At 59.7% G+C, this 17,264-nt stretch carries 16 protein-coding genes and 5 pseudogenes; 12 read left to right on the plus strand and 9 right to left on the minus strand.

The features are described 5' to 3' along the window. Nucleotides 1–126: 126 nt before the first annotated feature. A pseudogene (locus NKH99_RS31510) lies at nucleotides 127–574 on the plus strand (IS110 family RNA-guided transposase); the annotation flags it as partial. A gap of 207 nt (nucleotides 575–781) precedes the next feature. Here NKH99_RS31510 and NKH99_RS31515 read toward each other — a convergent pair. Continuing rightward, a complete protein-coding gene (locus NKH99_RS31515) occupies nucleotides 782–1,564 on the minus strand; it encodes an SDR family NAD(P)-dependent oxidoreductase (protein ID WP_353017724.1) in 783 nt (260 codons plus the stop codon). A 2-nt stretch (nucleotides 1,565–1,566) separates the two neighbouring features. Beyond that, entirely contained in the window at nucleotides 1,567–2,250 is a 684-nt protein-coding gene (locus NKH99_RS32880) for an SDR family NAD(P)-dependent oxidoreductase (RefSeq protein WP_502900135.1), read from the minus strand. 779 nt (nucleotides 2,251–3,029) lie between these two features. On the opposite strand from NKH99_RS32880, the gene NKH99_RS31530 reads away from it, so the two are divergent. Further along, entirely contained in the window at nucleotides 3,030–3,767 is a 738-nt protein-coding gene (locus NKH99_RS31530; protein ID WP_353017728.1) for an SDR family NAD(P)-dependent oxidoreductase, read from the plus strand. A gap of 628 nt (nucleotides 3,768–4,395) precedes the next feature. Here the strand turns inward: NKH99_RS31530 and NKH99_RS31535 are convergent. From NKH99_RS31535 to NKH99_RS31545, 3 genes and pseudogenes are all read right to left on the minus strand, one after another. Beyond that, complete coding sequence (locus tag NKH99_RS31535; RefSeq protein ID WP_353017730.1) at nucleotides 4,396–5,361, minus strand: MurR/RpiR family transcriptional regulator; 966 nt, start codon at nucleotides 5,359–5,361, stop codon at nucleotides 4,396–4,398. A gap of 460 nt (nucleotides 5,362–5,821) precedes the next feature. After that, nucleotides 5,822–5,926 (minus strand): enoyl-CoA hydratase-related protein, encoded by a 105-nt coding sequence (locus tag NKH99_RS31540; RefSeq protein ID WP_353017744.1) that lies wholly within the window; start codon nucleotides 5,924–5,926, stop codon nucleotides 5,822–5,824. 618 nt (nucleotides 5,927–6,544) lie between these two features. Further along, nucleotides 6,545–6,786, minus strand: a pseudogene (locus tag NKH99_RS31545) (integrase core domain-containing protein); the annotation flags it as partial. 258 nt (nucleotides 6,787–7,044) lie between these two features. Here NKH99_RS31545 and NKH99_RS31550 point away from each other — a divergent pair. Further along, entirely contained in the window at nucleotides 7,045–8,274 is a 1,230-nt protein-coding gene (locus NKH99_RS31550; RefSeq protein ID WP_352516351.1) for an IS110 family RNA-guided transposase, read from the plus strand. Between the two features lie 95 nt (nucleotides 8,275–8,369). Here the strand turns inward: NKH99_RS31550 and NKH99_RS31555 are convergent. Further along, a pseudogene (locus tag NKH99_RS31555) lies at nucleotides 8,370–9,095 on the minus strand (DDE-type integrase/transposase/recombinase); the annotation flags it as partial. Between the two features lie 192 nt (nucleotides 9,096–9,287). Here NKH99_RS31555 and NKH99_RS31560 point away from each other — a divergent pair. The 4 genes from NKH99_RS31560 (at nucleotide 9,288) to NKH99_RS31575 (ending at nucleotide 12,213) form a co-directional block, all read left to right on the plus strand. Further along, nucleotides 9,288–9,851, plus strand: a complete 564-nt coding sequence (locus NKH99_RS31560) for an acetate--CoA ligase family protein (protein ID WP_353017732.1) — start codon at nucleotides 9,288–9,290, stop codon at nucleotides 9,849–9,851. Next, nucleotides 9,848–10,063 carry a Clp protease/crotonase-like domain-containing protein gene (locus NKH99_RS31565; RefSeq protein WP_353017734.1) on the plus strand — a complete coding sequence of 72 codons (216 nt, stop codon included), beginning with the start codon at nucleotides 9,848–9,850 and terminating at the stop codon, nucleotides 10,061–10,063. The genes NKH99_RS31560 and NKH99_RS31565 overlap by 4 nt, the downstream gene beginning before the upstream one ends. 5 nt (nucleotides 10,064–10,068) lie before the next feature. Next, nucleotides 10,069–10,680: an enoyl-CoA hydratase-related protein gene (locus tag NKH99_RS31570; RefSeq protein ID WP_353017746.1), complete on the plus strand. Its 612-nt coding sequence runs from the start codon at nucleotides 10,069–10,071 to the stop codon at nucleotides 10,678–10,680. A 195-nt stretch (nucleotides 10,681–10,875) separates the two neighbouring features. Beyond that, nucleotides 10,876–12,213, plus strand: a complete 1,338-nt coding sequence (locus tag NKH99_RS31575; protein WP_353017736.1) for an aspartate aminotransferase family protein — start codon at nucleotides 10,876–10,878, stop codon at nucleotides 12,211–12,213. On the opposite strand, the gene NKH99_RS31580 is transcribed toward NKH99_RS31575, so the two are convergent. Then, nucleotides 12,166–12,513: a hypothetical protein gene (locus tag NKH99_RS31580; RefSeq protein ID WP_353017750.1), complete on the minus strand. Its 348-nt coding sequence runs from the start codon at nucleotides 12,511–12,513 to the stop codon at nucleotides 12,166–12,168. The two genes, NKH99_RS31575 and NKH99_RS31580, sit on opposite strands and share 48 nt — an antisense overlap. Here NKH99_RS31580 and NKH99_RS31585 point away from each other — a divergent pair. The 4 genes and pseudogenes from NKH99_RS31585 to NKH99_RS31600 all read left to right on the plus strand — a co-directional run. Then, a pseudogene (locus tag NKH99_RS31585) lies at nucleotides 12,459–12,671 on the plus strand (M20/M25/M40 family metallo-hydrolase); the annotation flags it as partial. The gene NKH99_RS31580 and the pseudogene NKH99_RS31585 overlap by 55 nt on opposite strands. Nucleotides 12,672–12,771: 100 nt before the next feature. Then, nucleotides 12,772–12,996, plus strand: coding sequence for a peptidase dimerization domain-containing protein (locus NKH99_RS31590; protein ID WP_353017752.1), 225 nt, complete (start codon nucleotides 12,772–12,774; stop codon nucleotides 12,994–12,996). Nucleotides 12,997–14,043: 1,047 nt separating this feature from the next. After that, nucleotides 14,044–14,751, plus strand: coding sequence for an aspartate/glutamate racemase family protein (locus NKH99_RS31595; protein WP_353017738.1), 708 nt, complete (start codon nucleotides 14,044–14,046; stop codon nucleotides 14,749–14,751). 583 nt (nucleotides 14,752–15,334) lie between these two features. Beyond that, nucleotides 15,335–15,880 carry a gamma-glutamyltransferase gene (locus NKH99_RS31600; RefSeq protein WP_353017740.1) on the plus strand — a complete coding sequence of 182 codons (546 nt, stop codon included), beginning with the start codon at nucleotides 15,335–15,337 and terminating at the stop codon, nucleotides 15,878–15,880. 69 nt (nucleotides 15,881–15,949) lie between these two features. On the opposite strand, the gene NKH99_RS31605 is transcribed toward NKH99_RS31600, so the two are convergent. Next, nucleotides 15,950–16,108, minus strand: a complete 159-nt coding sequence (locus NKH99_RS31605; RefSeq protein ID WP_353017742.1) for a hypothetical protein — start codon at nucleotides 16,106–16,108, stop codon at nucleotides 15,950–15,952. Here NKH99_RS31605 and NKH99_RS31610 point away from each other — a divergent pair. Further along, the gene (locus NKH99_RS31610) at nucleotides 16,055–16,735 is read left to right on the plus strand and encodes a gamma-glutamyltransferase (RefSeq protein ID WP_353017748.1); all 681 of its coding nucleotides are present in this window, start codon (nucleotides 16,055–16,057) and stop codon (nucleotides 16,733–16,735) included. The genes NKH99_RS31605 and NKH99_RS31610 overlap by 54 nt on opposite strands. Before the next feature lie 185 nt (nucleotides 16,736–16,920). Here NKH99_RS31610 and NKH99_RS31615 read toward each other — a convergent pair. After that, nucleotides 16,921–17,176 (minus strand): annotated as a pseudogene (locus tag NKH99_RS31615) (transposase); the annotation flags it as partial. Nucleotides 17,177–17,264 lie beyond the last annotated feature (88 nt).

The raw sequence follows: 17,264 nt of genomic DNA on the forward strand, positions 1-17,264 counted from the left end.
GTATGTCTTGGTGAAAGAGACCGCCATTTGCATCCTCGACGAAACCGGCACGGTTTGGGGTGAGGTGAGGTGAGGTGAGGTGAGGTGAGGTGAGGTGAGGTGAGGTGAGGTGAGGTGAGGTGAGGTGAGGTGCCGAGCCATCCCGAGGACTTGCGCTGGTGCTCAAGCATACGGCCTGGGCCATTGAACGGATCGGGCTTGATGCCGGGCGGCAATGGCTGCGGGCCGACGGAAGCCGGATTGCCGGTGATCTGCATCGAAACCCGGCATACCAAGGCATTCCTCAAGCCCCGCCGAACAAATCCACCGCATTAGTGCGCGCGGCATTGCCCAGATGATGCGGGTCAATCTGTTCCGCCCGGTGCATGTCAAGACATTGACAAGCCAGAAGCGCCGCGCTGCTGACGCCACGTAAGCTGCAGCAGGACAAGGCGATTGCCATCGAGAATGACATCCGATCGGCATGGTCAGTGCCGCCAAATTCGAGCAACACATCCGCGAGCTCGCCGAAGGCATGCCCGACCCGGTCGAGATCCTTGAGCCGCTGCTCGATGCGCGCAGCAAGCTGTGCGAGCTCAGGGGCCGACGTAAGGCCGCAATTCCGTCCGGGGTATCGCCAGGCCTGAATCACACCTGTTCGCGCGGCCTCAGCCAAGAACGGCGCCGATTCACTGTTCGATCGGCCGCTACGCGCTTCGGCTTCACGGAAAAGATGCTGCCGGAGGCTGGCCTCTGCGCAATAGCTCTCTCAAGCCTTGTTCGTCGCTGCCGCTTCGAGCGATTAAATTCCATTGATGGGATCCTCGCGCGGAAATCTCCCCATGGCCCATCCTCCATCGACCGCGAGGACTTGGCCGGTAATGAACGAAGCCTCGTCAGAAGACAGGAACCGAACCGCCCCCGCCACATCTTCCGGCTTGCCTGCCCTCCTTAGAGGCGCTCCATCGATCATCACGTGCCGATACCAGGCATCTGTGCGAATTGCATTCGCGGTGCGTGCGGTTTCGATCAGGCCAGGCGCAATCGCGTTCACTCGAACTCGGTTGGGACCGAAATCCGTCGCCATTTGTCGAGTCATTCCGATCAGAGCTGCCTTGGACGCTGAGTAGCCGCACGTGTTACGAGCTCCCACGACGCCGAAAATGGACGCAATGTTCACAATGGCGCCTCCCGTCGACATCATTTTTGAGACAGCCCAGCGGGACAGCCGAAAGACCGCCATGACGTTGACATCGAGGCAATTTTGGAACTCGTCTTCAGAGGTTGCCAGCGCGTGTCCGCCGGCGAATAGGCCAGCATTGTTGACGAGGATGTCTAGGGGCCTTTCAGCATGGTGCAGTACTGCATCCAAACGTTCCGGCAAGGTAGGATCCGTAACGTCGGCCTCCACCAACGAGATGGCTGCTGCGGAATTCTGTGGTTTGACCTTAGACGTGTCGCGATCGACCACGACCACGCAAGCGCCAGCCGAGCAAAAGACCTCGACGATCGCCTGCCCGATGCCTTGGCCTCCCCCAGTGATTACAACTGTTTTCCCGTTTAGGGCAGCAAGTTCAAGCGGCAATGTTACCTCCCTGGAAACCGATTCAGCGGAAACCCATTCAGCGTCCGCCCTTCGTCGACGATGAGAACAACTCCCGTGATGTAATTCGCTTTGTTCGATGAGCGAAAACCAATCGCCGATTCAACGTCTGGCTCACCAATCCGGCCAAGTGGTAATTGCCTGATGAGCTTCGAACAGTCGTCGTTCCACAGATTAGCAGCATCCGAGTCGCGATCGGTCCCGGTGCAACGGCGTTGACGCGGATTCCAAGCCCGGCAAACTCGAGCGCGAGTGATTTCGTCAGCGCCCCGACGGCGGCCTTGGACGCTGCGTAGTGAGCAGTTGAAGGAACCAAAGATTGCGGTGGATGCTACGTTGACGATCGCACCGCCACTTTTCATCTTAGGAAGCGCTCGGCGAATCCGCTCTGCGGAGGAAAGGACATTGACTTCGTAGCTTTTGCGGAAGTCATCCGCAGTAACATTGACAAAGGGCTTTACGCCAAATATCCCGGCGTTGTTGATGAGCGTTGCTATTTCGTCTCTCATTGCGACCAAGTCTTCCCGCGCCTCTCCATCAGTCAGGTCTAGCACGACCGATTTTGCCTTGTTGCCAGAATTCTGGAGTTCAGCCACAACCTGCTCGACTGCGCCGGGGTTGCGTTCGACTGCAATGATCTTATGACCCCGCGCGCTAGCCCAAAACAGGTCGCCTTGCCGATGCCGCCTCCCGCGCCAGTCACAATTGCCAGGTTTGTGCTGGCCATTCTAATTGCACTCCAAACTTTCTGAGTCTTTCGGCGAACGATCCCGATTTCGCTTGCCGCCGGGCAGCTTTGCCGGTGCCCTCGAAATAGCGCCACTCTGTACCCCCTAGGGCGTTCAATGAAATTAAGCATCATCGCGGGAGGGCTTGCGTCAAATTCAGTTTGTGTATCGTCGTCATCTGGCAGCGAGATGGGTTGTAGGGCCAGCAAGGGTGAAAGGGTTGGCTTGCTGGAAACAGATGGGACGCACCCCCTCCTGAATCACCCCCACAGGAGAGCGGGATTCGGGTTAACGTCCGAAGGCCAGACAGCATTCCGATGGACGGGCCAATCGACTCTTCGACAAGGTGATGTTGACTCACTTCACGACCTTCGGCGAGCTTGCCTGGCGACGGCGGTGACATGCTGCCCGCGCCAGGCGCGTACCCGGAGGAAGGAGGCGTGGAGCGCAGCCGTACGGCAGCTCGGTCCAGGTTTCAGCTCCAATGCTTCCGTCAGGCCCACGCGCGGCACGCGGCTTTCATCCATCTTGGTTCTAGATGGATGTGATATTGATTATGTTTTTGCCGGCTCCCGGGTCGATGGGCGAAGCTGAAGAAGGATCTGGCGGAGTTTACTGATGGATGTGTCAACGCTTCGCGAGATGCTCGGAAAAAAGCTTCTGACCCAGTTTAGGAGGGCAACCTCCCGGTACTTTGATGAACCTGAGGGAAATGAACTATGGCATATGTAGGTGCTACAGCGGGACGGCTTGCCGGACGGCGGATCGTGATTACCGGAGCGTCATCTGGTATCGGACGGGCGACGGCGCAACTCTTTATTGCGAAAGGAGCCATACCCATCTTGCTTGACCTAAATGGTGCAGGTCTCGCGGAAACTATAGGCGATGCTGAAGGTCTGTCCTTTGAGGTCGATATAACCGACGAAAACGCAGTTCAAGATGTTGTTGACCAGGTGGCAGAAAAGCTCGGCGGTCTCGACGGCGTCGTCAACGCGGCTGGTATCATGCTGCTCGGACCAACAGCCGACTTCGGCTTCGACGAATGGCGTAAGACCATCGACGTCAATCTGACCGGCACCTTCAACGTCGCCAAATGCTGCATTCCTTTTCTGATAAAGGAAACAGGATCGACGGTCGTTAACGTCTCTTCAGGTGCGGGCTTGTTGCCCAATGCGCCCGCTCAGGTAGCCTATGCAGCTGCGAAAGGGGGCGTGATCTCGTTAACCCGTGCTTTGGCCGCCGATTTGGCGCCCGAGGTCCGAGTCAATTGCGTCTGCCCGGGGTTGGTTGACACGCCGATGGCAGAGAGGTTCCGCGCCAATGTCGTGAACTATGCCTTGAAGCGGATGGCCGAGCCCTCCGAAATAGCGAACGCGATCCTCTTCCTGACGTCGAAAGAATCTTCTTACATAACCGGATCAATTCTGGCAGTCGACGGCGGGCGTACGTTTCATTAAGCAATCCGCTAATCCGAACTATCCAGCTCTCCTGATCAGCGGTCGAGGTCAGGCCACTTCGACCGAGCGCCGATGTAGAGCCCGCGCAGTTTTCTGCAGGTACGCCGACTCGGCTGGGCCAGCCTTGTACTGGCGGGAGCGATGCCATCGACGTCAAGGCGGAAGATCGCGTCTAGCGTTTCCTGACGAGAGAGGCTTATGCGTTTTCACCGGAGATACAATGATCTTGCCATAGAATGCAAATAGATCATTCTCATCCCGCGGGACTGGCGCATGATCGCTCGGGGCAGATCATTCTCAATCCGATGAGCAGGTGTAGGCGACGCTCCAGCCTGCCGTCATGCGATATCTTCGAAAGAACGATTTGCCGCTGCCCGTGCACACCCCTCCTCGGCCCGGCGCCGCATATGGTGGTCCGGCGCCCGGCCGATAGCGCACGTCAGCATCCTCCAAAATCTTGCTTATGCTGGAGCATATGTGTATGGCGCGCAGGCGGGTGGAAGGCGAGCGGTTTCGATCCGTGAGGAGGATGCCCTTCGCACGAACCTAGCAGGAATGGGTGAACCCTAAGTATGCCCACCCCCGCTGAAATCTTGGTTAGACTAGAAACCCTCGAGCATAGGGGGAATCAGTCCTGATTCTGCACGGGCGCTTTGCGCAGCTTGCCACCGATTTTCTTTATCGTGGAAGAGGCCGACGGGGACGAGCGGACTTGTCGAGTCCAAGTCCTCGATTTCAAGTGTGTGTTGAAATCCGCAAGATGAGCATCGAACCGGAGTAGAGATTCACGCGCGGCCTCCGCAGCTTGTCCTGCGATCAACGCGCCCAGCACTTCAGCGACCGCGAACGCCGGTGTCATCGTGTGAAAGAACGAGGGACTCTTCGTCTGGACAAGAACGACATCGTCCGCAATACGGGCGAGCGGGGCAACCTCGCTGTCGGTAATGGCGACGATCGGAATGCGATGTTGATGCGCATATTCGGCGATCTCAACCGTGACGCGCGTGTACGGGAACACACTAGTCGCGAAGAGCACGTCGTTGCGGGAGGCACGGGCCAACGCATCCGAACCGGTGCCGCCGATCGCGTCGAGCATGACCGACTTTTCCCTGATCATCGACAAGATGTAATGCAGATGCCAAGCAGTTGCGTGGCTCGACCTCAATCCGACGCAGAAGATGCACTTGGCGGATGCAAGGCGTCTTGCCGTTGATACTATTGCATCAAGTTGAGACTCGGCCAAATGGGCAAGCTCGGCCGCTTGTGCTCGGAGAATTTCGCGCGCAAGGCCATGGTCTCCTTTGCGCTTTTGAGCGACCGCTTGTACGTCGGCCTTTCCGGCGAATCCGACGTCGCCGCTGCGAACGGCATCAGCATATATTTCGCGAAGCTCGTCGTAACCTGTAAGGCCAAGATGCTTGGCCAGTCGCGTCATGGTAGCCGGCTGGACCCCTGCCAGACGCGCCTGGTCGCGCATGGACAAAAGCGCGACGTCATGTGGTTGGTCGATAATATAGCGCGCCGCCAATTGGAACTGCTCCGGCATTGCGTCGAAGCCGGTGATCAATCGCTCCGAAAGAGGTCCGTCAGCCATGACTCCTACCTAGCGCAGTGCTATAGCATGCGCAACATATGTTACATCCTGGGCCAAGCGGCTTTCTTGGCTGACGTGAGCGCCGCTGTTCCTTAGCTTCAGAGTCGAATTCCGGCGATCCGCTCGCGGCGAACCGATCCATGGTTTGAGGTGATGAAACAAAGCCGGCACGGATTTCGGCCTGAGCTCACCTGCTTGTGGCGCCGCTCCCTTGTAGGTGCCGGAAAACCAGTGAGGAACGCGTCGTCCTCTGTTATCGTGCCCCAAAACTGACCACGACGCCGGCGGATTGATAGGAATACATGATGTTTGAAACGGTTGCCTACGAAATCCAGGACGGTATCGCCGAAATTCGTCTGAATCGTCTGCACACCCTTTGTTCGCTCATCAGATATTGTCGCCTATTGAAGGCCGCGCGACCGGCCTTGTATTCCTTCAAATCGGCGCCAACACATAACGCTCATCCTTCTCCGGTCAGGACAATGACGCGCACGTTTTTGTCTCTTTCACACTGATCGAGAGCTGCTCGCACTTCTTCGTACAGTTTCTGTACCACTGCGTTCAGGCGGTGCGGACGTTATCGCTGCTGCCGCCACTGCGTTACTCGCCATCCTAGACTAGCCGATGCCGGAGGCCATGCAACAATTGCTGCCGACGCCTTATCTGAGCGCGGACTGGCGCTCGCCCCCCCCTAAGCGAAGACACGCGGCGGCGGCTTGCGGCGGTGCTTCCTGCGGCCGCGTCGGTAATCAATCCTGTCGACGTAGCCCCGGGGGTACGGATTCAGACCCATCTGCTTTCGCCGCTTGCGCCGAGATTCTCTTGCAGGATTCGATGGTGGACGGACTTCTGATATCTGGTCTCTACGGCGGCTACGCGGTCCATTTCTCTCAAGACCTGCTCGAGCGATGCCACGAACCTCATCGGTGCAATGCCACGCCGGTTCGGGAAGCCCGTGGTCGTTCACAGCCTGTACCGTGCGCTTCAGGCAGATCAGCGGCCCTTACCGCTCCTCGACATGCACCGCGCAGGCATCCCAGTGCACAGCTCCCTGGAAAAGGCCGTGCGATGCATGCAGGCTTTGGCGCAGTGCGGTGAGGTGGGCCGCACCCCTTGCAGCGTCGCCGTCAAAGCGAGCGCAGCACGGCAGAATTTTTGAGCAGGTTCTTGCGCGATGTAGAGCCTAGGTGTTTAGTCCCGGCGTTTGGTGGGTGGGATCGAGTCGGAACCGTTCGGGCTCTTTTGCCCAAATTTTGCAGATGAACTCATAGGGTGTGAGACCCTTGAGGGTCTTGAGGCGGCGCGCGAAATTGTAGGCTAAGACGAAGTCAGCGAGGTGCCGGCGCAGTTGATCGTGATCGTCATAGTGGAGCGCTTGACGGTCGCGTCCTTGATGGTTCGGTTCATCCGCTCGACCTGGCCATTATCCGGTATGTGATCTGTGGTGCCTTTTCGTCCTGCTGTTCTTGTTTTGGAACGGCCTTATGGTGAGCCCATCCGGGACGTGGGGCACCGGGAGCACGAAGGTGCAGGCAGGCCGTCAATAGACCGTGGGCTGAGAGCCCGAGCTCGTTACATGGCCGCCCCTCGCGACTTTCCCGGATGCGCTGCGAGCGCGGATCAGTAGATGTCGTGTTGCCCGCCAGCTCCCGTCTTTGACCGAGCCAAGAAGGAGGAACGGGCATGCGCATCATCGGACTGGATATCCATCGCGCCTTCGCCGAGGCGGTAGCTTGGGAGGACGGCAGGCTAAGGCGGCTGGGTCGGGTCGACATGCGGCGCGATCTGCTGGATGCCTTCGCCGCAAAGCTGTCGTTGGATGATGTCGTGGTGATCGAGGCGACGGGCAACGCGTCCTCGGCCGCCGCGGTTGTCGCGCCGCATGTGAAGAAAGTGGTGATCGCAAACCCCAAGCAGGTGCGCATCATCGCCTATGCCAAGATCAAGACGGACACGATCGATGCCAGCGTTCTGGCGCAGCTCTATGCCAGCGGCTTCCTGCCGGAAGTCTGGATTCCGGATGAGCCGACGCAGGCTCTGCGTCGACAGGTGACACGGCGCAATCAGATTGTCCGGCAGAGGTCTCGATTGAAGAACGTCATCCAGTCGATCCTTCATAGCCACCTGATCCCGTCCTGCCCGCATGCCGACCTGTGCGGCACTAAGGGCCGGTCATGGTTGAGCGAGCAGGTCGTGCCGCAGGACGAGCGCCTCGCGATCGATCGGCATCTGCGCGAGTTCGACCGATTGGGCGAAGACCTCCAGGTCATCGAACGCGATCTTGCCCGCTCGGCTCTCGCGGATGAAGGCGTGAAGCGGCTGATGACCATTCCCGGCGTCGACATGACCGTCGCGCTGGCGATGAAGGCGGCGATCGGCGACGTGTCGCGCTTCGACGATCCGCAGAAGCTCGTGAGCTATCTCGGGTTGAACCCAAGCGTCCGACAGTCCGGGCCAGGTCCGGCCTACCATGGGCGGATCACCAAGCAGGGCCGTGGTCATGCGCGCGGCATGCTCGTCGAGGCGGCCTGGGCGGCCGCTCGTGCTCCCGGACCGTTGCGAGCCTTCTTCCTGCGTGTGCGAGCCCGGCGCGGGCAGCATGTCGCGGCCGTGGCAACCGCACGCAAACTCTCTGTCGTGATCTGGCATCTGTTGATGAAGGGCGAGAGTTACGCGTGGGCTCGACCCTCCCTGCATGCCAAGAAGCTGCGCGATGTGGAACTCAAGGCCGGGAGCAAGGCCGTGCGCGGCCAAAAGGGGGCCGCGCACGCCTACAACATCAAGAGCCACCGGGAAGAAGAGCGCCGGTGGGTGGAGCAGGCCGAGAGCGCCTATGCACGCTTCGTCGCCGGTTGGAACCCGCGAGGCCCGAGAAAGGCGCGCACGGATGCCGCAAACGAGGTGCGACGATAGAAGCTGCGCGGCAGGGCTCTCACCTCGGACCCTGCTCTTCGCCACGCGGTCGTCCGTGCGCGACAGGAGAATAGCGCAGATTTATCAAAAAGGCTCTTGTCGATCACATCAGTGGTCCAGGGATGGTTGGTCTTTGTGAGCCTGTGCTCGATGCCATGTTCGTCGCAGACGCCGTCGAAGATGTGCTCGAAGGCGTGCCGATCGCAGCTCCGGTTGGTGAACTGGATGCCGTTGTCGGTCAGAATGGTATGGATGGCATAGGGCACGGCCGCGATCAGATCCCGAAGGAACTGGGCCATCGCCATTTTGCCCGCCGTCTCGTGCAATTGCACATAAGCGAACTTGGACGTTCGATCGATGGCAACGAAGAGACGCAGCTTGCCCTCGGCGGTCTGCACCTCGGCGATGTCGATGTGGAAATAGCCGATCGGATAGGCTTTGAACTTGTTCTTGGCCGGCTTGTCAGCATCCAGCTGCGGCAGCCTCGAAATGCCATGACGCTGAAGGCAACGATGCAATGACGAGCGCGTCAGATGCGGGATCGTCGGCTGAAGCGCATACAGACAATCATCCAGCGCCAGCAGCGTGTGCTTGCGAAAGGCGACGATGGCCGCTTCCTCTTCGAGGGACAGCACTGTCGACCTCGGCTCCTTCGGGCCGGTCGGAAGATCGGCGGTCGACGGCCGCTTCCGCCACTTCGCAACCGTCTTCTGATCGATGCCATAGCGCTTGGCCAGTGCCCTCAGGCTCTCTTGACTATGCTGTATTGCTCGACGGACCGCCTCTGTCGTCGTGGCGCGGCCGTGTAGAATCTGTCCCATAGCGCGTCCTTTGATTCGGACGACAATGGTGCGCCATTAAAGCCTGAGATCAAACACCTAGGGGGTAGTTTTGGAGCACGAAGGGTGAGCCAGCTTGCGCGACTTCGGGCTGGATCTCGCTCCGGCTTTGCTGGCTGGGGATGAAAAAGGACCGAAGAGGCTTTTCTCCGTCTCGGCACAAGGCCCGTCGCGATGAAAATCGTATCTCGCGACATCCTGCACAAGACTGAGGCTGGCGGAGTCAAACTCAATATCGCCGACGTCGCATCGGTGCACCGCGGCTTCCTTGAGATTGTCGCCAATGCCGAGGCTGCGGTAACCAATCCGAATGTTGCCGGCGTCCTCGTCACTCGGATGGCAGCGAAAGGGGGCGTTGAAGTCATCGTCGGCATCGTGCGCGACGCAGCATACGGTCCCGTCATAATGTTCGGACTGCGCGGAGTCCTCGTCGAAGTTCTTAGGGATGTAGTGTTCCGCGCGCTTCCGATCTCACGCAATGCTGCCTTTGCGATGTTGAACGAAATCAAGCCGCAGCGATTCTCGATCGCGTGCGCGGGGGGAGCGCCGTTTGATCGAGACGGGCTCGCAGATTTCATGGTGAGTATTTCGGATTTCGTTGAAGCCTGCCCGGAGATCGACGAACTCGACCTCAATCCATCTTGCCTATCCAGATGGTTTGACCGTGCTCGATGTGCGCATTCTTCTCACTGCGTCCTCCACAGCGCGGTCGGCAGAGAAGCAGGGATTGAGGCATGACGGATCTGCCGAAACTGATCGACGCGAAACTCGAGGTTAGCGACCGTGTCGCCATGCTCGTGCTGGACCGCGACGACGTCCGTAACGAGCTCACCGGGACGGCCCTGATCGACGATATCGTGCGGACGGTTGACTGGATCAATGGGGGTGCAGCCGTCTCGGTTCTGGTCATAACGGGGCTGGCAAGGCGTTTTCCGCCGGCGGCAACGTGAAAGAGATGCGGGACCGTATTGGAAGCTTCGCTGGCGATGTGTTTGAGGTGCAGGATCGCTACCGCCGCGGCATCCAACGGATCGCCCTGGCCATGCATCGCCTGGAGGTGCCTGCAACTGCCGCCGTTAACGGCGCCGCGATAGGAGCGGGTTTCGATCTCGCGACTATGTGCGAGATCCGAATTGCGGGTGATAACGCGGTATTCGGCGCTACGTTCATAAATCTCGGGATCGTTCCGGGAGATGGCGGCGCTTGGTTCCTGCAGGATCTGCTCAGTCCCCAAAGGGCAGCTGAGCTGATTTTCACCGGGCGCCTGGTGCGCGCCGAGGAGGCTCTACGACTAGGAATCGTACTTAAGATCGCAGCAGCGTCCGAATTGCAGTCGCAAGCGCTGCAGCTTGCAAGCATTGCCGGAAAACCTCCTCAGGCACTTCGACCCGCAAAACGGCTGCTGAGGGCAGCGCGGCGATTGGACCTGCCTGATCTCCTCGATCTCTGCGCAGCATTTCATGGCATGTGCCACAATACTCCGGGATCACCTTTGAGGCGGTCGAAGCCTTCCTGGACAAGCGCCCCGCCCGGTTCAAAGGGGTTTAACGGCCGTCGTCACTCCTGACCTTTCAATCCATCGCCATCTGCAAATTTCGATCCACTCGGTTCATATGAACAAGCGTGAAACATATGTTGCAATTTGATCAGATTGTGTTTATTGTCGCGGCAAGATGGGCCAGCCGCCAAGTAAGTCTCTGGCTGACTTGCGGTCGCCCTTGGGCAAGTCTGTCGAAACGACGCGTGCTGTGCGAGACCGTTTATGAGCAAGATTTTGCACCGCTCGGTTCATGCAGAGCTGCCCGTGGCTATCGGCGGGCGGGGGATCGAGTTATTCGCCGCCGATGGTAAGACATACTTTGACGCCTGCGGTGGCGCAGCGGTGTCATGCCTCGGCCATTCCCATCCCGAGGTGCTCGCGGCACTGCACGCTCAGCTCGACAGGCTCGCCTACGCTCATACGGGCTTCTTCACCACGGATATCGCCGAGAGGCTCGCGGATCGGCTTGTTGCCGACTCGCCCGATGGAATCGATTACGTCTATCTGGTCAGCGGGGGGTCGGAAGCGGTGGAGGCGGCGCTGAAAATGGCGCGCCAGTACTTCGTCGAGAAGGGGGAAGGCGGTCGCCGGCATGTCATCGCCCGCCGTCAAAGCTACCATGGCAATACGCTGGGAGCGCTGGCCGCTGGCGGCAACGTCTGGCGCCGGGCCCAGTTCAAGCCGCTGCTTATTGAAACCCATCACATTGCGCCGTGCTATGCATATCGTGGCCGCCTGCCTGCTGAAAGCGAGCATCAGTATGGAGAGCGCATTGCTAATGAGCTCGAAGCCAAGATTCTTGAGCTCGGACCACACGAAGTGATCGCCTTTGTCGCGGAAACGGTTGTTGGCGCGACGGCGGGCGCGGTGCCCCCGGTGGACGGATATTTCAAAAAGATCCGCCAGATCTGTGATCGCTACGGCGTTCTTTTGATTCTCGATGAGGTCATGTGCGGCATGGGGCGCACCGGAACTCTGCACGCTTTCGAGCAAGAAGGCATAGTGCCTGACGTGGTGGCAATCGCGAAGGGACTGGGCGGCGGTTATCAGCCGATCGGCGCCGTGCTGTTCGGACGCCACATATATGACGCTTTCGCTTCCGGATCAGGTTTTTTCCAGCATGGCCATACCTATATGGGTCATCCGATGGCAGCGGCGGCCGGCCTTGCAGTTCAGGATGCTATCCGGGAGCATCGCCTGCTTGATAACGTTGTACAGATGGGGAAACTGCTCAACCGGCGGCTTCGTGAGCGTTTCGACAATCATCATCATGTCGGCGATATCCGCGGCCGCGGCCTCTTTCGTGGCTTGGAAATCGTTGCCGAGCGCTCGGACAAATCACCCTTCGACCCGGCGTTGAAGCTACATGCCGCCGTAAAACGTGAAGCCATGGCGCGCGGGCTGATGGTGTACCCGATGGGTGGCACGATTGATGGCGTGCTAGGCGATCACATCTTGCTCGCGCCCCCGTTCATCGTCAACGCCGGCCAGATCGACACGATTGTCGAGCGCCTAGGCGATGCCTTGGATGCCGCGCTCGCCGCTAGGGTTGCCCAGTAGGGGTAGATGCGAATCGAGCTTGGGGAAATCCTTATCACCAGCCTTGTTTCCGACGCCAAATGTGACGCGGTGGTCCATATGCGGCATGCCCTGCATCGCGAGCCGGAACTCTCGAATGATGAATGGAAAACGCAGAAGCGGATCCGCGACCCGCTGGAAAGCTTCGGAATTAAAGGCGCCAAGACATTCCACAAGACCTGCCTCTACATTGATATCGAGGGGTTGGGCCGAATCGCTCCATTGGCGTGCGCGGCGACATTGATGCGCTGCCGATCCAGGAGCAGCGGGACGACCTGTCATGCAAGTCGCAGGTGCCCGGGCTGATGCAGGCCTGCGGCCACGACATGCACGGGGCAATCGCCTTGGGAACGGCCCTTTCGTTTCACCGCATGCGAGAGAATTTTTCGGGCAGGGTGCGTGTATTTTTTCAGCCGGCGGAAGAAGCGGAGCCGCTCGGCGGCCGGTCCGTGGCCGAAGAAAAGCTTCTCGACGGGTTCGAGGCGGCCGTCGGATTCCACGGATATCCCCGTAGGAGCATCTGGTGCACGCGCGGGCGCGGTGACCAAGTCGGCCGACGAGTTTGCGCTCAAGCTTATCGGCACCATGGCGCATGGGGCGAAAGCGTATCTCGGGGTGGACGCGATTGCTATTGCCGGCGCCTTCATCAATGAGGTCCAGGAGGTCGTGTCACGGGAGATGCCCAGCGAGGATGGCGCGATAGTGACCATTGGCACCATCCATGGCGGGCAGGCGACGAAATCATTTGTCCGTCGGTCAGCATGACAGGGACGAGCCGAACCAGCGGTGCCGAGCGCCGGGGCTGTTGGTGCAACGCGTCCGCGAAGTGGCAGAGGGTGTCGCCGCAATGCGTCGGGGCCAGGCGGAGTTTACTCATTCCGGCGAGCCCCGGTGGTCAACTATGCTGCAGTGGTCGAACGCTTCCGACAGGTTGTTCGTGAATCGGTGGGCGAGGACCAGTTTGTCGAAACGCCACCGTCCTCGGGTAGCGACGACTTCGGCTTTTATTCCCGTTGCGCCCCATCGATCCATTCTCTGGTTTGGCAGCCGAGAACAAGGCAACGAAGCCGCCGTCCACAAGCCAAGCTTCGGAGCCTCTGACAAAATACTCATTCCCACGACAGAACCGGCCATACGGTATTGCTGGGAGTTTTCACATCCATGCAGCCGGTTACCGTGCCGACCAGTGCAAAGTGCAGCCGGAGCGGCTTTGTCCGCAGACCGGTAAGGCCAAGAAAATAGCTGCAGGGCAAGACTGTCGCCGGGCAAGGAATGGTATTGGTGATCGATCTCGACAACATTGGCAACGCTGACAAACGGCCGGAAGGTCGCATTCTTCCCGCGCCGTGGCGATCGAGACCGTCTCGCGGTGACTTGGACAAGCGTAGGCCGCGAGTGTCGGAATGGCTGCCTGGGCAGGGCATGAGTTCGAACGCGTATGGCGCCGGAATCCGCCCGGGCCGCTGATCTGATGTGAAGATGTCCGTTGCAGTTTTTTCCAGGAGCTGCCGCGTGTTGGGACAAGAAGGGCTGCGGAAAATCTTGCCGTTCTCCCGAGAACGCAGCTGAAGGACCTCGTATCCGAAATAGGCTGTTGATGTGTGGTGGATGCCAAATGGGCCGCATCAAGGAGCCACTGAACTGCCTCTGGTGATCCGTTTGGGTCAGTTTTCTATTTATACATACATATGTTGCAACTGAAGTCGAGAGGAGGTAGACAAGAATGTCACCATGACAGCCAGATGGGAGCAGAGGTCTCTTTTCCCACAAAGGCCTGCTGTGCCTGACGCACTTCGCTATTAGGAGTTCCAAATGGCATCCACGACGCCGCGCGCGCTTGGCATTCTACTCCTCGACCGCGGACTACCGCCTGGCGCTGCGCCGCCCCCGCCGGTGCACGCACCGATGCGAAATCCAGCTACCTTCGACTTTCCCACTGTTTACGAAACCGTCGATGGAGCTTACGCGAAGAATGTTATTCACGGCGATCCTGCGCTTGAGCCAGTGTGCATCGCGGCTGCCCAGCATCTGGTCGAACAAGGCGCCGTTGCCATAAGCTCAAACTGCGGCTTCTTTATCCGCCATCAGGTTGCGGTTGCCGCGTCGATGAAAGTCCCTGTTGTGCTGTCGAGCCTACTTCTTGTGCCTACTTTGCTCCGCCAGCTTCCGCCGACAGCCAAGTTGGCCGTCGTAACCGCAGACTCATCGCATTGCAGCGAAGATCTGCTCGGTGTGGACGATTCGGCCGAACGAGGGAGAGTGGTTCTCGGCGGCATCGAAGGCGGCACGCTATGGCGAAACGAGATGGAGGTCCCCCCGATTCCGACCGGTGCCGCTGATATTGAGCCGGATGTCGCCGCCTGTATTGCGCGGCTCCGCACCGCGCATCCCGAGATCGCTGCAATTCTATTCGAATGCACGGGGTTTCCGTTGGTGACGCCAGCTATCCGCCGCGCGACAGGACTACCCGTCTACGACATCACGACGCTTTGCCGGATGACGTTCGCGTCTGTCGCATGAGAGCGTGGATACAGATCACAGAAGTGCTTCCGTGCCGACGACGAACTTGAGCCTACAGATACCCGCTCGCAGCGGTCCTGGGCCGCGCGGATGACTGATTCATTGCTGGATGACCGCAAGTTGAGCGGATCCGGGGACGAACCGTCGATGCGATTGCAGAGCGTGTATTTGGTCCGTTCGAAAAGCGCGGCACCTTCCGGTTTGCTTTGTTCAGCAATTCAACGTCGCGTTGTTCGGAGTTTTCGGCGCTGGCCTCCGTGACTGTGGTTAATTGGGCAGGTCGCGGCCGAGAAAGCTACGCTTGTCCGTTTACCGGGGGTGGCTCAAGTAAGAGCCGCCGCAGCGCAAGACGGTGCCCGATTCCGCACCATGCAACGCACTGAATGAATGATCGATTCAAGGATATCGAAAACGCGCGAAAGCGGGCCCGGATGGCCAAACCGCCCGCGGCGCGCGACTGCGCGTGGATGAATACGCCTTTCTACGAGGAGCCACGTGGGGATTCTCAAAAGGTCCTTCCTGACTGTTCGGCGGCGGTGCTCTGAATGTGCGCAGCCAAATACCCGTTCGTAGGAGGTTTGCAATGCCAGGCGTAATCGCTTCCGGGACTGAGGTGAAACGCGATTTCCAGCGCCCCGGGCGTTCGCCTGTGATCGCCGCGAACGGCATGGCTGCCACCTCGCACCCGCTTGCCACTTTGGCGGCGATTGACATTCTGAGACATGGCGGGACGGCGGCGGTGGCCGCGGTTGCCACGCTCTGCGTGGTCGAGCCGGCCATGACCGGCATCGGCGGCGATTGCTACACGCTGGTGTCGAAGCGGGGCAAGCCGGTGTGGGGCTATAACGGTTCGGGGCGCTCTGGCTCCAAGGCGTTCGATCAAGCTCTGCGCGACAAAGGCATGCGCGAGATCGGCAATTCAATTCATGCCGTCACCGTGCCAGGCGCTGTCGACGCATGGGAGCAGATCCTCAAGACGCACGACCGTTTCGGTTTAGACCGCGTGCTGCGTCCAGCGATTCAGTACGCTGAAGGCGGCTTCCCAGTGGCGCAGCGCGCTGCCTGGGACTGGCAGCGCGAGGTCGACAAGCTCGGCGCTGACCCAGGCGCCGCGAAGCACTACCTGTGACGGCAAGGCGCCGCCGGAAGGTGACGTCATCCGCTTTCCCGCGCTCGCCACCAAGGGCGCCAAGGGGTTCTACAAAGGCGCGGTGGGCGCCGAGATGGCGGCGACGGTCGCGGCCCGCGGCCATTCCTGACAGCAGAGGATTTCGGCAATCACCGCGGCGAAACGGTCGCGCGGATCTCCACCAATTACCGCGGGGTCGATCTCGTCGAGGTCCCGCCGAACGGGCAAGGGCTCACAGCGCTGGTGATGCTCAACATCCTCGAAAACTTCGATATCAAGTCACTCGATCCGATCGGGTCGGAGCGCTTCCACCTCGTGCTCGAAGCAGAGCGCATCGCTTATGCTGTGCGCGACACACATCTCGCCGACGCCGATCACATGCGCACCCCGGTCGCGGCCCTGAACGACAGGTCCTGGGGCAAAAACCTCGCTTTACTCATCGATCTGAACAGGAGGAGCGCGTTGCCGGCAGCGCCTGCCCCCGGCAGCAACACGGTCTACCTCGCGGTGGTGGACAGGGACCGCACCGCCGTATCGTTCGTAAATTCGTTGTACTCTAGCTTTGGTTCCGGCATCTGCACCGCCAAATCCGGCGTGCTATCGAACGACCGCGGTACCTGCTTCACGCTCGCCCCGGATCATCCCAACACATTCGGCCTCGCCAAGCGTCCAATGCATACCATCATGCCCGCGCTGGCGATGAAAAACGGGCGCTGCGACGTGAGCTTTGGTGTCGTGGGCGGGAGCTACCAGCCAATGGGGCATGTGCTAATAATGCTCAACATGCTCGACTGCGGCATGGATGTGCATCAGGCAATCGACTTTCCTCGTTTCTTCTGGAAGACGAGGTGGTAGAGGTCGAGACCGGCACGCCGCGGATCACCATCGAAGGTCTACGCGCGCGCGCTCGACGTTGGGCTCCGCGACTTGCCCTTGGGGGCGCTCAGACAGTCAAGATCGACTGAGATCGCGGCGTGCTGATCGGCGGGTCCGAGCCGCGCAAGGACGGCTGCGCCTTGGGGTGCTAGAGCACGTCCTGTTTAATCCGGTTCATATCCTGCGGCTTTGAAGTAGTTGGCACATTCGGCTGGGGTGAAGAGGTCCGACGACCGCGCCAACCGCCTCCCACAGAGCCTTGATGGTTCTCTCGGCCTTTGCTCGCAGCAGCGCCTTGAGTTTGGCGAAGGCGTTCTCAATCGGATTGAAGTCGGGACTGTAGGGCGGCAGGTAGAGCAGGCTCGCGCCTGCGGCCTCAATCGCGTCGCGCACGCCGGCGGCCTTGTGGGCGGGCAGGTTGACGGGGTTGTCTAATCGCCGCTGGGACGTCAAGCATGTAATTGCGTCGAGACGACGCTGCCGGGTGCATGGTTGTCTTCGCGGTCGA

The organism is Mesorhizobium sp. M0854, assembly GCF_040319815.1.
Lineage (GTDB): Bacteria > Pseudomonadota > Alphaproteobacteria > Rhizobiales > Rhizobiaceae > Mesorhizobium.